The sequence below is a fragment of the Paraburkholderia caffeinilytica genome (assembly GCF_051027425.1).
GTDB classification, from domain to species: domain Bacteria; phylum Pseudomonadota; class Gammaproteobacteria; order Burkholderiales; family Burkholderiaceae; genus Paraburkholderia; species Paraburkholderia caffeinilytica_A.
Genome location: NZ_CP186553.1, coordinates 31,458 through 48,424, shown reverse-complemented (window position 1 = coordinate 48,424; position 16,967 = coordinate 31,458). Strand labels below are relative to the sequence as shown.

Below are 16,967 nucleotides of genomic sequence, written 5' to 3'. Positions count from 1 at the left end.
TTCGATTCGACAAGATCAATTCATCACGAAGCCGCCGTTGACCGGCAACAACTGGCCGGTCACGAAGCGCGCGGCATCGGACAACAGGAACAGCACCGGCCCGGTGACGTCGTCGGGCACTTGTGCGCGCGTGAGCGCGCGGCCTTGCAGGTAATACTGGTGACGCTCGGCAGGCACGTAGGCGGTGGCCTCGACTTCGGTAAGACCCGGCGCGATGGCGTTAACCGTCACGTGATGCGCACCGAATTCGCGGGCCAGCGAGCGGGTCATCGAGATCACGGCGCCTTTGCTCGCGACATAGGCAAGCAGCTTCGGCGCGCCCCACATCGCCGTATCCGACGCGATGTTGACGATGCTGCCGCGGCCCGAGTCGCGCAGATACGGCAGCGCGGCGGTGCTCATCAGCCACGTGCCGCGCACGTTGACGTTCATCACGGCGTCCCACGTGTCGACCGACAACTCGTCGGCGAACTTGCCGCCCGAGTTGGTGATCGCCGCGTTGTTGATCAGCGCGTCGAGACCACCGAGTTGCGTTGCGGCCTGATCGGCGAATTGCCTGATGCTGGCAGGGTCGGCGAGATCGAGCGGCAGATACGTCACCGCATGACCTTGCTCGACCAACGATGCAGCAAGCGCACGGCCTTCGTCATGCAACACGTCGCCGAACACGACTTGCGCACCGGCTTGAACCAGCGAGCGGACGAACGCTGCACCTAGGCCGCGCGCGCCGCCCGTCACGAGGACGCGCCGGCCTTGGAGTGCAGGCAATGCCGGAAGCGCTTCGTTATGCATGGCTGTGGCCTGCTGCTTCAGTTTGCGCAGTGCCGGCTTGAGCCGCTTGAGCGTGAAAAGCATCCAGTTCAGCGAAGTGCTGTTGCGCGCGCTGACGGAACATGCGGCGCACACGCGTCATGCCGACGTCGTGCTGATAGAGGAACTCGTGCTCGCGTGCATTCGGCGCCATGCTTTCGAGAACATAGCGGTCCTGTTCCAGCACGGCCCAGTGCAGACCTTCCAGGCGGTTGCGATACATGAAACGCCATGCGTCGCGCTGCCAGCCCGACACCTTGCGTGTGCGCCAGAAGTAAACCTGGCAATTGTTCTCGTCGACCGGCGTAGCAAAGCCGATGATCCCGAAGTTGCCGCCCGGGCCGAACTTCTTCTTGTACGGAATCGCGAGGCGCATCCACAACGCGCCGGTTTCGCCCAGTTCGACCCAGTCGAAATTCACGTCACGTTGACCGACCTTCTCGAACATCAGACCCGTTTCGGTCTTGCGCACACGCATGTCGGCCTGCTTGTCGCCCTCGGCCATCGAATGCGACGTCGCGTGCAGATACGCGCCGTGCATCGGGTCCATCACGTTGTCGATCGCGTACTGGTAATTGCACTTCCAGTTCGACATGCACAGGAAGTTCGCGTACTCGTCGCCCACCAGTTCTTCCGGCAGCACGAGCGGCGTAGGTTCTTTATGAGCGTCGTCGCCGAACCACAGGAAGATCGCGCCGGCGTGCTCTTCGACCGGATACGACTTCACGCACTTCTGGCCTTCCAGCGGGCAGGCCGACACCGCCGGCACCTTGACGACCGTGCCGCCGCCGTCGATCTCAATGCCGTGATACCAGCACGCGACGCTGCCGCCGAGGTTCCAGCCGAGCGAGAGACGCGCGCCACGGTGCGGGCAGCGATCTTCCAGCGCGCGGACTTGGCCTTCCTTGTCGCGCCACAGCACGATCTGATCGCCGAGGCGCGTGACGCCGATCGGCGCGTCGCCAACTTGCCAGCTCGGTGCAACGGGATACCAGTAATTACGCAGGCCTTTGTTCAGATACGACTGGATCGGATCGGCCGCGGCTTGTGTCGTTGTAGTGGGGGACGTCATGAAGAGACTCCGGATACGAAAGCGATGAGGCGTGTTCGGGAAAGTGCGCTTATTCGGCGAGCAGGCGGAATTCGGCGGCGAGACGGTCGGCATCCCACGTGTTGCCTTCCGGGGTGCGGAAGCCCACGCGATTCAACCCGTCAACGACTTCCTGCAACTCATTCGCGCCGGCTTCGAAAACTTTTTCGAGCGCATCGCCGAAGTCGTTTTCGTATTGGGTCGGCTCGGCTTTACGTGTTTGCCAGATGAAGTTTTCGGTCTCGCCCGGCTTTTCGATCACACCCTTGCCGGCGACGTTGTTCGGCTGCGGCGCGAGCCACGGCTTCAGGAAGGGATTGAAGTTCACGGTTTGCTCTCGCATGTCATTCCACCTTGATCTGGATTTCTTCGCCGGCGAGGCGTACCGAGTACATCTTCAGGTCGCGGCCACCGGGCTCTTTCAGACATTTGCCGGTCGGGATATGGAACACGGCTTCGTGCAGCGGGCATTCGACGGTGTCGCCGTCGACAAAGCCCTGCGTCAGCAACGCGTACGCATGGGGGCAGACGTTTTCCAGCGCGTACAGCGCATCGCCCACCTTGTAGATGCCGATTTCGGTGCCGTCGAGTTTGAACTCGAGCGGCGCGTCTTCGGACAGGTCGCCGGCATGGCCGGCGCAGCGCCATTGTTCACTCATTTCTCGCTTTCTCCTGAAGCCTTATGTTCCATACAAGGAACATCAGTTCGTGTATGGATAATTATAGGAGTGACGTTGGCCAGAGAAAATAAAAATCTGGGCTGGTAGGGGAAAACACCGACTGTCGCGTTCACAACACAGCTTTGCGTGAACTGACATGAATGGCCTTTTTTGCTCAAGAGCCTTTACAGGCTTGAGTTTCCACATAATTTTCAGACGAATGCCAAAGCCCTGATGCGGGTTTGTACGGGGTCCGAAAATTTATTTTGACCACTTCCAGACTCACTATAATTTTCCATAGGCGATACAGACGCCCATAGGTGGAACATAAAGCGGTGCGGTTTTGGCGCATAAACCCGAAGCTGCATTCATCCCAAAGCAAGGATCAGGGACGACGAAATCGGCGCGAGCTATCCGTCGTGTGATCAGGAGAACCAACGGTGAAGCACATCATTGCGGCGGCCGGCTTGACGGCAATCTGCGCGACGACTGGCGCATGGGCACAGAGCAGCGTGACGCTATACGGCAGCCTGGATGCCGGTATTGCATACATCAGCAATGCGGGCGGCCATTCGAAGTGGATCGAAGAACAAGGCAACATGCAGCCGGACCGCTGGGGCCTGAAGGGCGTCGAGGATCTGGGCGGTGGACTGAAGACGGTTTTCCAACTGGAAAACGGCTTCTACACGAACACAGGCGCGTTCGCCAAAGCCGGAACGCTGTTCAATCGCCAGGCGTTCGTGGGCTTAAGCTCGGACCAGATCGGCACGGTGACGCTAGGTCATCAGACACCGTTCAGCTTCGACGTGCTGGACCCGTTTAGCACCGCTTATCTGGCCGCGAGCTGGTACGCGTTCCATCCGGGCAACATCGACGAACTCGCCGACACCGGCGTGGTGCCGTTCGACAACTCGGTGAAGTTCCGCTCGGCGAGTTTCGCCGGCTTCTCGGTCGGCGCGATGATGGGTCTCGGCAACACGACCAATTTCTCGACCGGCAAGACACTGAGCTTTGCGCTTAGCTATGCGAACGGTCCGTTCAAGGCCGGTGCGACCTATGCGAACGAGCACAATCGCACGCCGTCGATCGTGACGACGGGCATCACCAGCTTCCAGGGCGTCGCTGCAGCGAACTACACGGCGGACAAGGTCGAGAACATGGGCGCGGGCGCGTCATATCAGTTCGGCAAACTGCTGGTGCACGGTTTGTACACGCGTGTGAAGCTGGAATCGTCCGGCCATTCGGACACGTACCAGAGCTACGACGTGGGCGCGAATTATCAGTTCACGCCGTTCAACACCGTCGCGGGTGGTGCCGCGACAACCACAATGGCCGGCCATCGCTGGACGCAGTTCGAGATCGGCGATATCTACGCGCTGTCGAAGTCGACGCAGTTGTATGTGAATGCGCTGTATGAGCGTGCGGGCTCCAATACGGACGCCGCGTTCTTTACGGCAGGGGTGTCGAGCGGCCGGAACCAGACGATTTTCCTGACGGGTATTCACCACTCGTTCTGATGTCGGGCACGCCGGTATAGATACTGGCGCTGCAATGCAAACGGCCCGGCTGCTTGTGCAGCCGGGCCGTTTTACATGAGCCAAAACAGAAGCCGGATCAGCTCGCCGCAACCGGTCTGCGACGCGCTTGAGCCGCAGTCGGATCATCCGGCCGCGGACGGTAGCTCAGACGCTCGGACAATTCGAGCGCCGCCTGGCAAACCGCGATGATGAGCGGCTCGCGTTCTTCCGCTTCGCCGATATCCGAACGCGGAATGGTGACCGTCAACGCGGCCGTGATCTTGCCGCTTTGATCGCGCACCGGCGCGCTCACCACCGAGATCCCTCTTTCAAAAGACGCTTCGCTCAACGCGTAGCCGAGCGCCGCGCTTTCGCGCACTCTTCCATACAGCTCTTCGACAGTCGCCGGCGTGCGTTCGGTAAAACGTTCGAGTTGCGGTTCGGGGTACAACTGACGCAATGCTTCGAAACTCAAATCGCCCATCAGCACCTGGCCATGCACCGTGGCATGCGCGGGCAGACGCGTCCCGACGTGCACCTTCACCGAACTGAACATCGGCTCATGGGTTTGCGCTTTGGCGACGAACACCACGTCGCGCTGATCGCGGATCAGCAGATGCGTGCTGAGGCCGGTCGCGTCGCGCAAACGTTCGAGAATCGGCGTGCCGACGTCGGTCAGTTCGAGCGAACTCAAGTATTCGAAGCCAAGCCGCAGCACCGCAACGCTCAAACGGAAATAACGGTCGCCATTCACGCGCTCGAGAAAACCTAAAGCCTCGAGCGTTTGCAGTAGACGAAATGTGGTGGTGCGTGGAATGCCGATGCGCTTCGACAATTCGGGCGCACCGAGAATCGGCTCGCGGGCGCTGAATTCGGCGAGGATGCGCAGGCCGCGTTCCAGCCCCGGCACGAGATAAGTCGATCCGCCGGTGCTCTCTTCATCGGTGGAATCGGTTGAATCGGCGTTGTCCGCGTGGGACAACGCCGCATCGTTCTGCGACGTCGAGGCCAACGCGCCGCGTGGTCTCGCGTGCTTGCGTCCCGCTCCTGTGTGCTCTTCTTTTGCCATCTTGGCTGCCGTCTTTGCCGTTGTCTCTACTGTTCATCGGGTACAGATCAACATGATAGCGCGAAGCACACGGTGGTCATTTTCGTTTCGCGCGGTGCTATCCTTTGATGCGGTTCATTGCGCGAGGTCTCCGCACCGCGCTTTCGTTCCCGTCAGGTGTCCGGAGGCCACGCCCATGTCCGAATCCGTCCAGGTTCAAGTTGCCGACTCGCATCTTCATCCGGGCAGCGCAGTGCCTATCTCTGAACCCGGTGCCGCGCGCACGCCGCCCCGAGCGGTCGCCAAAGGCTGTTGAGCGCTCGTCACGCTAAATCGAAACCTACCGATGACAGACAACGACTCCCCCCTCCCGCCGAACCCCGACAACGCCCCCGACGATCCTGAGCGCCGCCGTGTCCTGACCGGGCTCGCGGCAGTCGGAATCGGGCTCGCCCTAACCGGTTGCAAAACCGGGCAAAGTGCCGCGAGCGACGCGGCGCCGCGCAGTGCCGCCGACTTGCGGCTCGACGCCGCGCTACACGACCAGGTCAGGCAAATCGTGGTGATTTATGCAGAGAACCGCAGCTTCGCGAACCTGTACGGCAACTTTCCCGGCGTCCAGCATCCACTCGACGCGGTCAGCGCCGAGCGTTATCTGCAACTCGATCGCGACGGCAAGACGCCGCTGCCACGTCTGCCCGCCATCTGGGGCGGCCTCGTGCCACAAGCGCAGGAAGTGGACGGCAAGCGCTACATGATTGGCCAGAAAGATATCGGCAACCTTCGCAACGGCCCCTTCCATATCACCGACGCGCAGGGCGCGGCGTTGCCGAACGGCGTGATCACGCGCGATCTGGTACATCGCTTCTATCAGAACCAGATGCAGATCAACGCCGGGCGCAACGATCAGTTCGCCGCCTGGGGCGATTCCGGCGGCCTGGTGATGGGCCACTACCGCAACTCCGCCGACACGCTGCGTCTGTGGAATCTCGCGCAGCAATACACGCTGTGCGACAACTTTTTCATGGCGGCCTTCGGCGGCTCGTGGCTGAACCATATCTTTCTGATCTCGGCGCAGGCGCCGTTCTATCCCGACATCCACAATAGTCCGGCGAAGAAGATGGTCTCGGTTGTCGAAGGCGACGATCCGACCGGCATCCGGCTGAAACTGGCGGCCGACTCGCCCGCGTCCGCGCTCGACGGTCCGCCGAAATTCGTCAACGACGGCGCATTTACCGCCGACGGTTACGCCGTCAACACAATGGCGCCGCCGTATCAGCCGAGCAACGTGCGGCCGGCCGAAGGCGGCAATCCCGCGTTCGCCGACCTGTCGAATCCGCGCGTGCTGCCGCCGCAAAACTTCGCGACGATCGGCGACCGTCTGACGGACAAGGGCGTCGACTGGGCGTGGTACAGCGGTGCGTGGCAGTACGCGCTGGAACATCAGGACACGGGCGCGGTGCCTGACTTCCAGTACCACCACCAGCCGTTCAACTACTTCACCAATTACGCGCCAGGCACAGCGGCGCGGCGCAAGTATCTGCGCGATGCGGGGCTCGGCAACGACGCGTCCACCAACCGCCTGCTTGCCGATATCGACGCGGGCCGTTTGCCGGCTGTCACGTTCTACAAGCCGCAGGGCGACCTGAATATGCATGCGGGATATGCGGACGTCGCATCGGGCGACCGTCACATCTCGACTGTGATCGAGCATATTCAGCGCGGCCCGCAGTGGGCCAATACGGTCGTGGTCGTCACGGTGGATGAAAACGGCGGCTGGTGGGATCCGGTCTCGCCGCCGAAGGGCGACCGTTGGGGGCCGGGATCGCGGATTCCCGCGTTGGTGATTTCTCCGTTGGCGAAGAAGGGGTATGTCGATCACACGGTGTACGACACCAATTCGATTCTTCGCCTGATTAGCCGGGTGCACGGGCTGGCGCCGCTGGATGGGATCGTCGCACGAGATCGGGCGTTTGCGCAAAATGGCCTGGCGCCGCTTGGAGATTTGACCGGGACGCTGGATCTGGCCTGAACCGGAGCCTAACCTGCTGAGCCGTGCGCGCCACGCACCGGTTTTTTCGTGCCGGATCGTCGTACCTTTTGCCTTGCATAACACGCGTCGCGGCATAGACTGTTAAAGCAATATTTTGCAATTCGTACGGAACTGCCATGCGCCTGACCATCCTCATCAACGGTTCCGATCCCACCGTCAATCACGATTACGCTGTGTTATGGCTCGACACCGAAGAACACCGGTGGTCGAGAGAAGCGCATCAAGGGATCGATCTGCCCCCGTGGGGCGAGTTACACGACGACAATGGCGTGACCACGCTCTGTGCGCCGAGCGCGGATGCGCCGCTGTGCACACTGCGCGGCTTGCACGTCGATCGCAAACAACACGTAAGCGCGGCACAAGGCGCCGCAGCGTGGACAGCCTTGCCCACGCATGCGCCGACCAGCGGCTTCTGGCGTCTGCAAGCCGTCGACCGCCAGAACGTGCACGCCGAAAATAGCGTTTTCGGCAATTAGGTTCCGGCGCTTTTTCGCCAGTCGAAATTTCTACTCATCCGAACCGCACTGCCTGAGTGCAGACACGGACGCGGGCGCGTTCGTGTGCGGATTTGACCGTCAATGCGCATCGCGTATTCAACTTTGCGCGTTTAAGCCGTTCTTAAGTTTGCGTGAGTAGAGTTTGAATTCCACGCATTAGGGTCGCCGCAAGGCGGCCCGTTTTTTTTGGTGCAGGGCTTTTTGCCGTGCACCGTGCGCCGGGCGCTTCTTCCGCTTCTTCCGCTTCTTCCGCTTCTTCCGCTTCTTCCGCTTCTTCCGCTTCTTCCGCTTCTTCCGCTTCTTCCGCTTCTTCCGCTTCTTTCGCTCGAAGTATTTTCATCGTCGCGGATGCCGCGCAAAAGCCATTTTTTTCTCCATGTTTTCCTGCGTTCTGCGTCGCTCGATACGGGCTTGCGACGCTATACTTGCGCCCCCATCCCTCGACTGACTGACACATGAAGAAGTGGTTTGCCTGTCTGTTGTTCGCCGTTGCCGCTCAAGCGAGCGCGGCGCCTTCCTGCACCCAGTTCACCCCGAATGCGCAATGGCCGGTTCTGACCAATAAGAAGATGGCGCCGAAAACGCGCATGCTTTGCTATAGCGATTTCGCGGTGCTGCATTCGGGTATCACGCATGGTCCGCTGTGGTCCGCCGAGCATCTGACGCGCGACCATATCGACGCCGCGAAAGACATGGTGCGCACCAACAAATTCTTCGAAGACGCGCGTTTGCCGGACGGCGAAGGCGCGACACTCGCGGACTATAAGCGCAGCGGCTTCGATCGCGGCCACATGAGTCCGGCGGGCAATCGCTGGAATCAGGAAGCGATGGCACAATCGTTTTCGCTGGCGAACGTCGTGCCGCAAAATCGCGAAAACAATCAGCGCTTGTGGGCACGTATCGAAACATCGGTGCGAAAGATCGCGATGTCGTACGACGATACCTATGTCGTCACCGGGCCGATTTTCAGCGGCCAGCAATTGCAGACCATCGGACCGACGCGCGTCTTCGTGCCGACGCAATTGTTCAAGGTGGTCTACGTGCCGTCACGGCAGATGGCGTTCGCGGTGATCGTAGACAATGTCTCGACCAACCGTTACGACATCAGGACGATTCACGAACTCGAGGCAGCATCGGGCATCCGTTTTCCGGGTATTCCGGAGAATCTCAAAGATCAGCGACCGGGAGGACTAAAAGGTGTTTAAACCCTATTCGAACGATGACGACGTGCTCAACATCCAGGGCGATGCACTCACCGTCAGCAACGGCACGACGCGCGTAGTGCTGAACGGCACGCTGGAGTTGACTCAGGACCAGCGCGGGCTGAAGGCGGCGCTGGCACTGAAGGAAGCAATCGACGCAGTAGTGGCCGCGCTACAGGCGCAGACCAATTTGCCGGCCAAGGTGAAGGACGAGCCGGATGCAAAGCCGGGTGTCGTGCAGAACCCGTTTCAATAGCGCGCTCGGGAATCGCCAGAGCACGCGGGTGTGGATTCTTTTCGTTGCGCCTGTCGCTCGACAGGCGCACGCCTCATGTCAAACCGGGCCTGATGTAGCCAATCCGCGGAAACAGCACGGGATGAATCAGGACCCCGATATGTATCCGCCGTTACGTTTTGTCACCAGAACACCGTCAACTGCTGTCTTCCCGCCAACGTTAAACCGGCAGCGCTGAAACATTTCAGCCGCGACACAAAGAACAACCGGTTTAACCAGGAGTTACATCATGAAGACGCTTTTCGCTGCTCTCGCTTCCGCTCTCGTCGTGTCGACCGCATTTGCTCAAACCGCAGCGCCGTCGGCCGCGCAACCCGCGCAAACGCAACCCGCCGGCCAGGCGAATCTGAAGGCGAGCACCGCCGTGCAAACCGGCGCCACGGATGAAGGCTCCGCCACGACGAAAGCGCCGACCAAGGCCGCGACGAAGGCGCATGTGAAAAAGACTTCTGCCAGCAACCACGCGGCAAAGACCCATAAGGCCACCAAGAAGACCACCGTCGATACAAGCGCAAGCAAGAACAAGACGGAGAGCGCGAAAGAGGCCAGCAATGCCCCGGCAAAAGCCGACGGCGCAAAGACCGACACGACGAAAACGCAATAACACGTGATCGGCTTTCGGCACACACTGGCCAGGCATGCGTAGTTAATCGAAGCCAAACGGTGCCGTTCAGGGAGGGCGAGTCTGATGACTCGCCTTTTTTTATGGGCGCGTCGCATGAACCTGGTTGAAGCTCACGCAAAGTTAAATTGCCAGCAGGGCTTCTGATCCCATTCGAGCAACGCGTCGAGCCTGGTTCGCATAATTTTTCAGCGGACACCTCAATTTTTGCACTGCGTTTACTCGCACAAGCCTAAGCTCGAACTGTCCTGATCAACCATGGCGTCAACGAACGCCGCATTAAATGGCTCTCACGCAATCGCAATCAATCGACAACCTCGAAACGCGACCGCTTAGCGCGCCGCCGGTCCAACACAACAATGTCATCCCTTTCCCCGCGGCTCGTGCCCGCTTGCAAGTTACCCTGCCCCATCCCGCGCACGATCTTCCCGGCACCCAGCTCCGCACACTGCTTCATTCGCCGCTCGGCGTGTATGTGGTCAGCACGGAGGCCGTGCGCGAAGAAGTGCGCGTGCAACTCGACATTGCAGTCGACGACCTCGACTTCACCTTGCATACGCTGGTCTCGACATTGCCCGCAGCACTGATCGGACCATTGAAGCGCCATCATGCCGTCGCAAAGACGCGTTAATCATGTTTTCAGGTATCCGGTTGCCGATCGTCACTCCGTTTCGTCATGGCGAAGTCGGCGCGCAGGTTTTGCAACCTGTCGCTCGGTGCCGAGACGCTCGACCAGTAGTGCCGAAACGATGAGCTAACGCGAGAGAAGTCGAGCAGGTCCGAGAAAGAATGCCGACTGAGCTTCGGCAGTTTTGGGTACCACGGCAAGCGAGACGACGATCGCTGCGAGCAGATGCGTGGCCGCGCGTGACCTCAGCGCGACCCAGTTCCTTCAATCCGTAGCGGGATTCAGATCGGCCAGCGCGCTGAGCTTTTGCACATCGGTAATTTCGATTTCCGCATAGCCCAGCTTCAGCGCACCCTGCGTTTCGAACTGCTTGAGCACCTGATTGATTGTCTGCCGCGACAAAGCCAGCATCATCGCCAGATCCTCCTGCGGCACTTTGAGGACACGCCGCAATGCGCCGGCTTCGCCGTAGCCGCCTGCCATCAACAACAGGCGACGCGCCACGCGCTGCGCGGCGGGAAGCAACGCGGCTTCTTCAATGGCGTCGAAAGCGAGGCGCAGCTTCTGCGTCAACAGCAAACCGAAGGCGTGCCAATACTCGGGCGTGCGCTCGAGCAGCACGGCAAGCGCGGTGCGCGGCACATGAAACAGCTCGGAATCACGCTCGGCATACGCATCATGGGTTCGCGGCCGATTGTCGAACAGCGCGATCTCGCCGAACCAGTTAACCGGCTCGATGACCGCAAGCAACGCTTCCTTGCCGGCCGAACTCGCCGCACCGATTCGCACCAGACCGTCGAGCACACAATAGAGGCCATCGTCGGAATCGCCGCGCGTGAAGAGACGCTCGCCCGCCGCCAGGCGCTCGACACGCCCCGCTTCGATCAACTGCGCCCGCATGGCAGCAGGCGCCGAGCGAAACCATGCGCTGCGCTCGAGCAGGTGACCAAGCTCATTCGATGAAAAACTTGCAGTCATAGGACGGCATCCGTGCCCGATTGTCGGCTACCCGATGGTTTCAAATTCCGCTGACCGCGATTATGCTGACTTTGATCGAGGAGCGGCATACATGAGAACGCTGACGCAACAACTGACGCAATACGCGGCCTACCACCGCGACCGGCGCAATATCGCCACGCATTTCATCGGCATTCCGATGATCGTGCTGGCGCTGGCGGTGTTGTTGAGCCGGCCCGCTTTGAGCCCCGGCGCACTGCCATTTGCGTTGCCGTTTACCTTGTCGCCTGCGTGGGTATTGTTCGTCGCTGCGACCGTCTATTACCTCGTGCTCGACGTGCCGCTCGGCGTGATGATGGCCGTGATATCCGTATTGTGCGTCGCGTGCGGACAATGGCTCGCCGCGCAAACTACCTTCACCTGGCTCGCCTCGGGCATCGGACTTTTCGTCGTCGGCTGGGTGTTTCAGTTTATCGGCCACGTGGCGTACGAACATCGCAAGCCGGCATTTGTCGACGACGTAGTCGGTCTGCTGATCGGGCCGCTATTCGTCCTCGCTGAAGCGTTGTTCGGTTTCGGCTGGCGGCCGGCGCTGCGCGAAGCGATCGAAGCGCAAGTCGGCGCGACGCGTATCAATGCGGATCGCGCGGCAGCGCATCGCTGAATCGCGGCGGCTGATTCGGCGGCTCAAGTTCAACGCTGCACGCCGCCGTCCCCGACCCTGCTCCGTCACTCGCGACGCAGCCGGTGTGGCTCAAGCAACGCACTTCACCGCGGCGCAAGCCGAACGAGCCGCACGCTGTGCAATGCCGTCAGCGCAACCGCAATCCAGATCGGAATATATGTGGCTAACTGCGCGGCACTCAGCACCTCGCCGAGCAAGGTGATCGAGACCAGCACCAGCAGCACCGGCTCGACATAGCCGAGGATGCCGAACAATGCGACCGGCAACAAACGGCTCGCCTTCAGATACGAAGCCAGCGCAATGGTGCTGAGCGCGCCGAGTCCCGGCAACAGCAGACACCACATATCGATACGTCCGCCGATCATTGTCAGCGAACCGCCGACGACGATGAACACAGCCGCCGCCGGCAACAGCAGCGTCATTTCTACCGTGAACATCGCCAGCGAATCCTGATTGATTTTGCGGCGCAGCACGAAATACGGCGGATAGCCCAGTGCGACCAGCACGGTCGGCCACGAAAACGCACCCGTCATCCACAGTTCATGCCCCACGCCCAAAGCAGCACAGATAACCGCTAGCCACTGCAAACCGTCGAGGCGCTCGCGATAGTAGAAGCGCCCCACCAGCACCATGACCATCGGCAGCAGAAAATAGCCGAGCGAGACTTCAAGCATGCGTCCATGCAGCGGCGCCCAGAGAAACACCCATAGCTGCGCGCCCAGCAGAACCGCGCTGACGACCATCGCCACGCCGAGCGTCGGCTCCGTCACCATGCGGTAAAGAAGTTGCCTGAGAATCGGCAGACGTTTGCGCAACGCGATCAGCAATAGCGCCCCGGGCACGGTCCACACGATACGCCACGCGAAAATGTCGAGGCCGCTCAACGGCGCAAGCAGCCTGGCGTAAGCGGACAGTAAAGCAAACATCGCCGACGCGCCGACCGACAACGCGATACCGCGCTTTGGGTCATACTGGTTCATTGCCCGGCCCGTGGCGCAATCATCCCGGCATACGGCGTGGATGCGCAAACCGGTTCAGATACTGGTGTGTGCGGCGCAGCATGCCGTTGCGCGCCTCGAGTTGTTGTCATTGGAAGTGAAGTCTCACAAGCAGGCAGTGCGGATCAAGCGCTGCATTTTTATCGTGGATAGGCGATGCAAGCGGGCATTCTAGACGGGTTCCCCGTCAACGTGCCCGCGCGTTCCTTGCAGTAAGCAGCAATTTTTCCCGTGCGCATCACGCGCTGATGCACTAGAACATAACTTCACGCGCGACAGGCGGACCCGTAGCTTCCGCACCGGCAACTTCTCGCGCAACTGCTCAAGCTCGAATCTTGCTAAGAAGTGTGGCAACACGATTTGCGCCGCGATCCGGGACATCCTGGACCACCGTCGCAACCGTCATCTGCAACAGCAACGAGCCGGGCCGGCACCGGCAGTCCAGGCGGACCGAGCCAGCCCTTCTTTCCCACGGCACGCAGCAACTGCGTTTCATTGCACCTGCCGTTACCCGGCCAGCAATCCTGCTCATCGAATGTGACTACTGGAGCCAGCATGACCCAGCCAGCCCTATCGCACGACGCATCGCCCGATCTGCAACGCGCTACTTTCGCCGCCGACGTTCGCGCCGGACTCATGCACGCGCCGCAGAAGGAACTGCCCTCGAAGTATCTGTATGACGAAGTCGGTTCCGCGCTCTTCGAAGTGATCACGGTACTGCCCGAATACGGCGTGACGCGCGCCGAGGAGAACCTGCTCACGAAGCACGCAGTGGACATCGTCGCGCACTTGCCGCACGACGTGACCGTCGCCGAACTGGGCAGCGGCAGCGGTCGCAAGACGCGGCGCATTCTGGAGGCGCTGTGTAAAAAACGCCCCACGTCTTACTTCCCGATTGAAATTTCGCGCAGCGCATTGCAGTTATGCAGGCGCGAACTTGGCGACATCGAGCGTATTTCGATTGTCGGTTATGAACGCGATTACCTGGCCGGACTCGCCGAAGTGAGCAAGGATCGCGCGGCGGGTGAGCGGTTACTCGTACTGTTTCTTGGCAGTACGATCGGCAATTTCGGCAGACTCGCGGCGACGCGTTTCCTGCGCGATATCCGCAACATGCTCGCACCCGGCGACGCGTTGCTGCTCGGCACGGATCTGATCAAGCCGACGCCGGTACTCGTGGCCGCCTACGATGACGCGGTCGGCGTGACTGCATCGTTCAATCTGAATCTGCTCGCGCGCATTAATCGTGAGCTCGACGGCGATTTTCCGCTCGATGCATTCGAGCACGTCGCGCGCTTCAATCCGGACGCGCGCAGCATCGAGATGCATCTGCGGGCGAAACGCGATATCACCGCGCACGTGGGCGCCGCGCAATTGACGGTCTCGCTCAAAGCAGGTGAAACGATCTGGACCGAGAGCAGCCACAAATACCGCGCTGACGAGGTGCCCGCGATCGCCGACGATGCGGGCTTCGTGTGCAGCCATCAGTGGATCGAAGATGGATGGGGGTTCGCCGAGAGCTTGCTGGTGGCGCGCTAGGCGCAAAGCGTTATCGGCTGACCAAGCGGACAAACGAGACTCGCAAACTGCAAGGCGGCGCGCTATCGAGGTGATGGCGCGCCGCCTTTGTTTCGTGTGAAGCTTGCGGACTCAGTGCTGCTCGAACCGCTCGTAACGCTTTTCGGTCGCGCGCTCTTCACCGGTCACTTCGGTCACGCGCGCCGCCGGCGGCCCATGACGCAGCCACGACAGCATCCGGTCGACCTGGTTGGCCGAGCCCTGCAACATGGCTTCGACGGAGCCGTCGTCGAGATTCGCCACCCAACCTTTGATACCGAGCGCGTGGGCCTGCCGCACGGTGGCGTGGCGAAAGCCGACGCCCTGCACGGTGCCGCGCACTCGCACGTAATACGTTTCGATCCGCTGATCCAGATCCGGGGCCATGCCGTCCTCGCTTGACAATCTTTCAAGCCGGCATTCTAGCCGCGTCGCGACGAGAATGCTCGGCCATCCCTGAACTCACCTGGGCAGCCCGGCGCGACACACGGCGCGCGCGACACGTACAATCCGTCGACTGTCACGCAGGGAATCAAACAGAATGACCGAACAGAATCGCGATCTCGTGCTCGTGACCGGCGCATCCGGCTTCGTCGGCTCGTCGGTGGCGCGCATCGCGCAACAGAAGGGTTTCAAGGTGCGCGTGCTGGTGCGCGCCACCAGTCCGCGCAAAAACGTCGAGGCGCTGGATGCGGAAATCGTCGTCGGCGATATGCGCGACGAAGCGTCGATGCGCAACGCGCTGCGCGGCGTGCGCTACCTGCTGCACGTGGCGGCAGACTACCGCCTGTGGGCGCCGGACCCGAGCGAAATCGAGCGCTCGAATCTCGAAGGCACCGAGGCGACCATGCGCGCGGCGTTGAAGGAAGGCGTCGAACGCATCGTCTACACGAGCAGCGTGGCGACGCTGAAAGTCACCAGTTCCGGCCAGTCCGCCGACGAAACCTCGCCGCTCAAAGCCGATCAGGCGATCGGCGTGTACAAGCGCAGCAAGGTGCTGGCCGAACGCGCGGTGGAGCGCATGATCGCCGAAGACGGCCTGCCGGCCGTGATCGTCAATCCGTCCACGCCGATCGGTCCGCGCGACGTCAAGCCGACGCCGACCGGACGCATCATCGTCGAAGCGGCGCTCGGCAAGATTCCCGCATTCGTCGACACGGGACTGAACCTCGTGCACGTGGACGACGTGGCCGCCGGCCATTTTCTCGCGCTCGAACGCGGCAAGATCGGCGAGCGCTACATTCTCGGCGGCGAAAATCTGCCGCTGCAGCAAATGCTCGCGGATATCGCGGCGCTGACCGGCCGCAAGGCGCCGACGCTGAGTTTGCCGCGCTGGCCGCTTTATCCGCTCGCCGCGGGCGCGGAAGCCGTCGCCAAGATCACGAAGCGTGAACCGTTCCTCACCGTCGACGGTCTGAAGATGTCGAAGAACAAGATGTACTTCACGTCGGCGAAGGCGGAACGCGAGCTCGGCTATCGCGCGCGACCCTATCGCGAGGGTTTGAGCGATGCGATCGACTGGTTCCGGCAAGCCGGGTATTTGAAGCTCTGACGCGGGCAGGACAAGCGGCACCGTCCCGCGCGGGCTGTATTACCCAAAGTCGTGCAGGCTGCGCTGGCCCGCGCAAGCGTCATCACCCAGGCCGCGCAAGCTACGCCGCGCCGGACAGCATCGGTGCGGCCTGCATGCACTTTGTTACAACGTCACTGTGTTTGCGACAGGTAAAAGCCTACGCGCAGCAGGTAAAATCGTGGGTCTTACCAGAGAAACCTCGCATGAATCTTCACGAACAGCTCGGCGCCCTGGAAACAGGCGTCGATCAGCTCATCCAGGCTGTCGTGGCCCCGCAGGCCAAAAACATCACCGAGACACCCGCAGAGGCAGCAGCGCAGGAAGCGCCGGCGGCAAACCACGTCTCGTCCGAAACGAAAGCGGAACGCGTCGAAACTGAAGGCACGGTAGCCGTAGCGGAACAAACGCCGGTGGCCGCTGAAGCGCCGGACGCGGAACCCGTCGCCCCCGTGCCGCCCACGCTCGAAATCAATCGCCCGGCGCAGAACGAGATCACGATGACGATCGGCGGCCAGACGGTCGCGCTGCGTGCTGAGCAGATCGGGCAACTGATCGAGGAATTGTCGAACGCGCGCGCCTCGATGACGCCGGAACCGCCGCCGGGCATCCCGCCGGGCTGGCGCTTCGTATCCACGAAGAATCCCGTCATGGCCGTGCAGAAGCAGTCGAATGGCGACCGTCTGCTGGTCATGCGCCATACCGGTCACGGCTGGGTGCCGTTCACGTTCTCGCCCGACATGGTGATCCAGATGTACATGATGCTCACCAAGGGCTGA

20 protein-coding genes are annotated in these 16,967 nt (G+C 61.2%); 11 read left to right on the top strand and 9 right to left on the bottom strand.

Features of this window, described 5'->3' with window-relative positions:
• Nucleotides 1-15: 15 nt before the first annotated feature.
• The 4 genes from ACOSV0_RS20685 to ACOSV0_RS20670 are packed head-to-tail and all read right to left on the bottom strand — an operon-like array spanning nt 16 to nt 2,559.
• Nucleotides 16-792: an SDR family oxidoreductase gene (locus tag ACOSV0_RS20685; protein ID WP_434113116.1), complete on the bottom strand. Its 777-nt coding sequence runs from the start codon at nt 790-792 to the stop codon at nt 16-18.
• Nucleotides 785-1,882 (bottom strand): Rieske 2Fe-2S domain-containing protein, encoded by a 1,098-nt coding sequence (locus ACOSV0_RS20680; protein ID WP_434113114.1) that lies wholly within the window; start codon nt 1,880-1,882, stop codon nt 785-787. The genes ACOSV0_RS20685 and ACOSV0_RS20680 overlap by 8 nt, the downstream gene beginning before the upstream one ends.
• A gap of 49 nt (nt 1,883-1,931) precedes the next feature.
• The gene (locus ACOSV0_RS20675; protein WP_169486338.1) at nt 1,932-2,243 is read right to left on the bottom strand and encodes a recombinase-like helix-turn-helix domain-containing protein; all 312 of its coding nucleotides are present in this window, start codon (nt 2,241-2,243) and stop codon (nt 1,932-1,934) included.
• 1 nt (nt 2,244) lies between these two features.
• Nucleotides 2,245-2,559: a non-heme iron oxygenase ferredoxin subunit gene (locus tag ACOSV0_RS20670; RefSeq protein ID WP_408233783.1), complete on the bottom strand. Its 315-nt coding sequence runs from the start codon at nt 2,557-2,559 to the stop codon at nt 2,245-2,247.
• A gap of 440 nt (nt 2,560-2,999) precedes the next feature.
• On the opposite strand from ACOSV0_RS20670, the gene ACOSV0_RS20665 reads away from it, so the two are divergent.
• Complete coding sequence (locus ACOSV0_RS20665) at nt 3,000-4,076, top strand: porin (protein ID WP_434113111.1); 1,077 nt, start codon at nt 3,000-3,002, stop codon at nt 4,074-4,076.
• A 97-nt stretch (nt 4,077-4,173) separates the two neighbouring features.
• Here the strand turns inward: ACOSV0_RS20665 and ACOSV0_RS20660 are convergent, their stop codons facing one another.
• Complete coding sequence (locus tag ACOSV0_RS20660) at nt 4,174-5,145, bottom strand: IclR family transcriptional regulator (RefSeq protein ID WP_434113109.1); 972 nt, start codon at nt 5,143-5,145, stop codon at nt 4,174-4,176.
• 325 nt (nt 5,146-5,470) lie between these two features.
• Between ACOSV0_RS20660 and ACOSV0_RS20655 the strand changes: the two genes are divergently transcribed.
• Both ACOSV0_RS20655 and ACOSV0_RS20650 read left to right on the top strand, forming a co-directional pair.
• On the top strand, nt 5,471-7,156 hold the full coding sequence (locus ACOSV0_RS20655; protein WP_434113107.1) for an acid phosphatase: 1,686 nt from the start codon (nt 5,471-5,473) through the stop codon (nt 7,154-7,156).
• Between the two features lie 137 nt (nt 7,157-7,293).
• Nucleotides 7,294-7,653 carry a DUF3564 domain-containing protein gene (locus tag ACOSV0_RS20650; RefSeq protein ID WP_434113105.1) on the top strand — a complete coding sequence of 120 codons (360 nt, stop codon included), beginning with the start codon at nt 7,294-7,296 and terminating at the stop codon, nt 7,651-7,653.
• A 142-nt stretch (nt 7,654-7,795) separates the two neighbouring features.
• On the opposite strand, the gene ACOSV0_RS20645 is transcribed toward ACOSV0_RS20650, so the two are convergent.
• Entirely contained in the window at nt 7,796-8,014 is a 219-nt protein-coding gene (locus tag ACOSV0_RS20645) for a hypothetical protein (RefSeq protein ID WP_434113103.1), read from the bottom strand.
• Nucleotides 8,015-8,129: 115 nt separating this feature from the next.
• Between ACOSV0_RS20645 and ACOSV0_RS20640 the strand changes: the two genes are divergently transcribed.
• The 4 genes from ACOSV0_RS20640 (at nt 8,130) to ACOSV0_RS20625 (ending at nt 10,424) form a co-directional block, all read left to right on the top strand.
• Nucleotides 8,130-8,879, top strand: a complete 750-nt coding sequence (locus tag ACOSV0_RS20640) for a DNA/RNA non-specific endonuclease (protein WP_434113101.1) — start codon at nt 8,130-8,132, stop codon at nt 8,877-8,879.
• The gene (locus ACOSV0_RS20635; protein WP_121107400.1) at nt 8,872-9,132 is read left to right on the top strand and encodes a hypothetical protein; all 261 of its coding nucleotides are present in this window, start codon (nt 8,872-8,874) and stop codon (nt 9,130-9,132) included. Before ACOSV0_RS20640 ends, ACOSV0_RS20635 begins: the two co-directional genes overlap by 8 nt.
• 268 nt (nt 9,133-9,400) lie before the next feature.
• Nucleotides 9,401-9,775, top strand: coding sequence for a hypothetical protein (locus ACOSV0_RS20630; protein ID WP_434113099.1), 375 nt, complete (start codon nt 9,401-9,403; stop codon nt 9,773-9,775).
• A gap of 301 nt (nt 9,776-10,076) precedes the next feature.
• Complete coding sequence (locus ACOSV0_RS20625; protein ID WP_434113098.1) at nt 10,077-10,424, top strand: hypothetical protein; 348 nt, start codon at nt 10,077-10,079, stop codon at nt 10,422-10,424.
• A 261-nt stretch (nt 10,425-10,685) separates the two neighbouring features.
• Here the strand turns inward: ACOSV0_RS20625 and ACOSV0_RS20620 are convergent, their stop codons facing one another.
• Nucleotides 10,686-11,399: a Crp/Fnr family transcriptional regulator gene (locus ACOSV0_RS20620; RefSeq protein ID WP_434113096.1), complete on the bottom strand. Its 714-nt coding sequence runs from the start codon at nt 11,397-11,399 to the stop codon at nt 10,686-10,688.
• Between the two features lie 91 nt (nt 11,400-11,490).
• Between ACOSV0_RS20620 and ACOSV0_RS20615 the strand changes: the two genes are divergently transcribed.
• Nucleotides 11,491-12,042 (top strand): DUF962 domain-containing protein, encoded by a 552-nt coding sequence (locus ACOSV0_RS20615; protein ID WP_434113094.1) that lies wholly within the window; start codon nt 11,491-11,493, stop codon nt 12,040-12,042.
• A gap of 104 nt (nt 12,043-12,146) precedes the next feature.
• Here ACOSV0_RS20615 and rarD read toward each other — a convergent pair whose 3' ends face one another.
• On the bottom strand, nt 12,147-13,043 hold the full coding sequence (gene rarD / locus ACOSV0_RS20610; RefSeq protein WP_434113092.1) for an EamA family transporter RarD: 897 nt from the start codon (nt 13,041-13,043) through the stop codon (nt 12,147-12,149).
• A gap of 573 nt (nt 13,044-13,616) precedes the next feature.
• On the opposite strand from rarD, the gene egtD reads away from it, so the two are divergent.
• On the top strand, nt 13,617-14,600 hold the full coding sequence (egtD, locus tag ACOSV0_RS20605; protein WP_434113090.1) for an L-histidine N(alpha)-methyltransferase: 984 nt from the start codon (nt 13,617-13,619) through the stop codon (nt 14,598-14,600).
• A 111-nt stretch (nt 14,601-14,711) separates the two neighbouring features.
• Here egtD and ACOSV0_RS20600 read toward each other — a convergent pair whose 3' ends face one another.
• Entirely contained in the window at nt 14,712-15,005 is a 294-nt protein-coding gene (locus tag ACOSV0_RS20600; RefSeq protein ID WP_063500556.1) for an acylphosphatase, read from the bottom strand.
• A gap of 154 nt (nt 15,006-15,159) precedes the next feature.
• Between ACOSV0_RS20600 and hpnA the strand changes: the two genes are divergently transcribed.
• On the top strand, nt 15,160-16,170 hold the full coding sequence (gene hpnA / locus ACOSV0_RS20595; RefSeq protein WP_434113087.1) for a hopanoid-associated sugar epimerase: 1,011 nt from the start codon (nt 15,160-15,162) through the stop codon (nt 16,168-16,170).
• Between the two features lie 224 nt (nt 16,171-16,394).
• Entirely contained in the window at nt 16,395-16,967 is a 573-nt protein-coding gene (locus ACOSV0_RS20590) for a hypothetical protein (RefSeq protein WP_434113085.1), read from the top strand.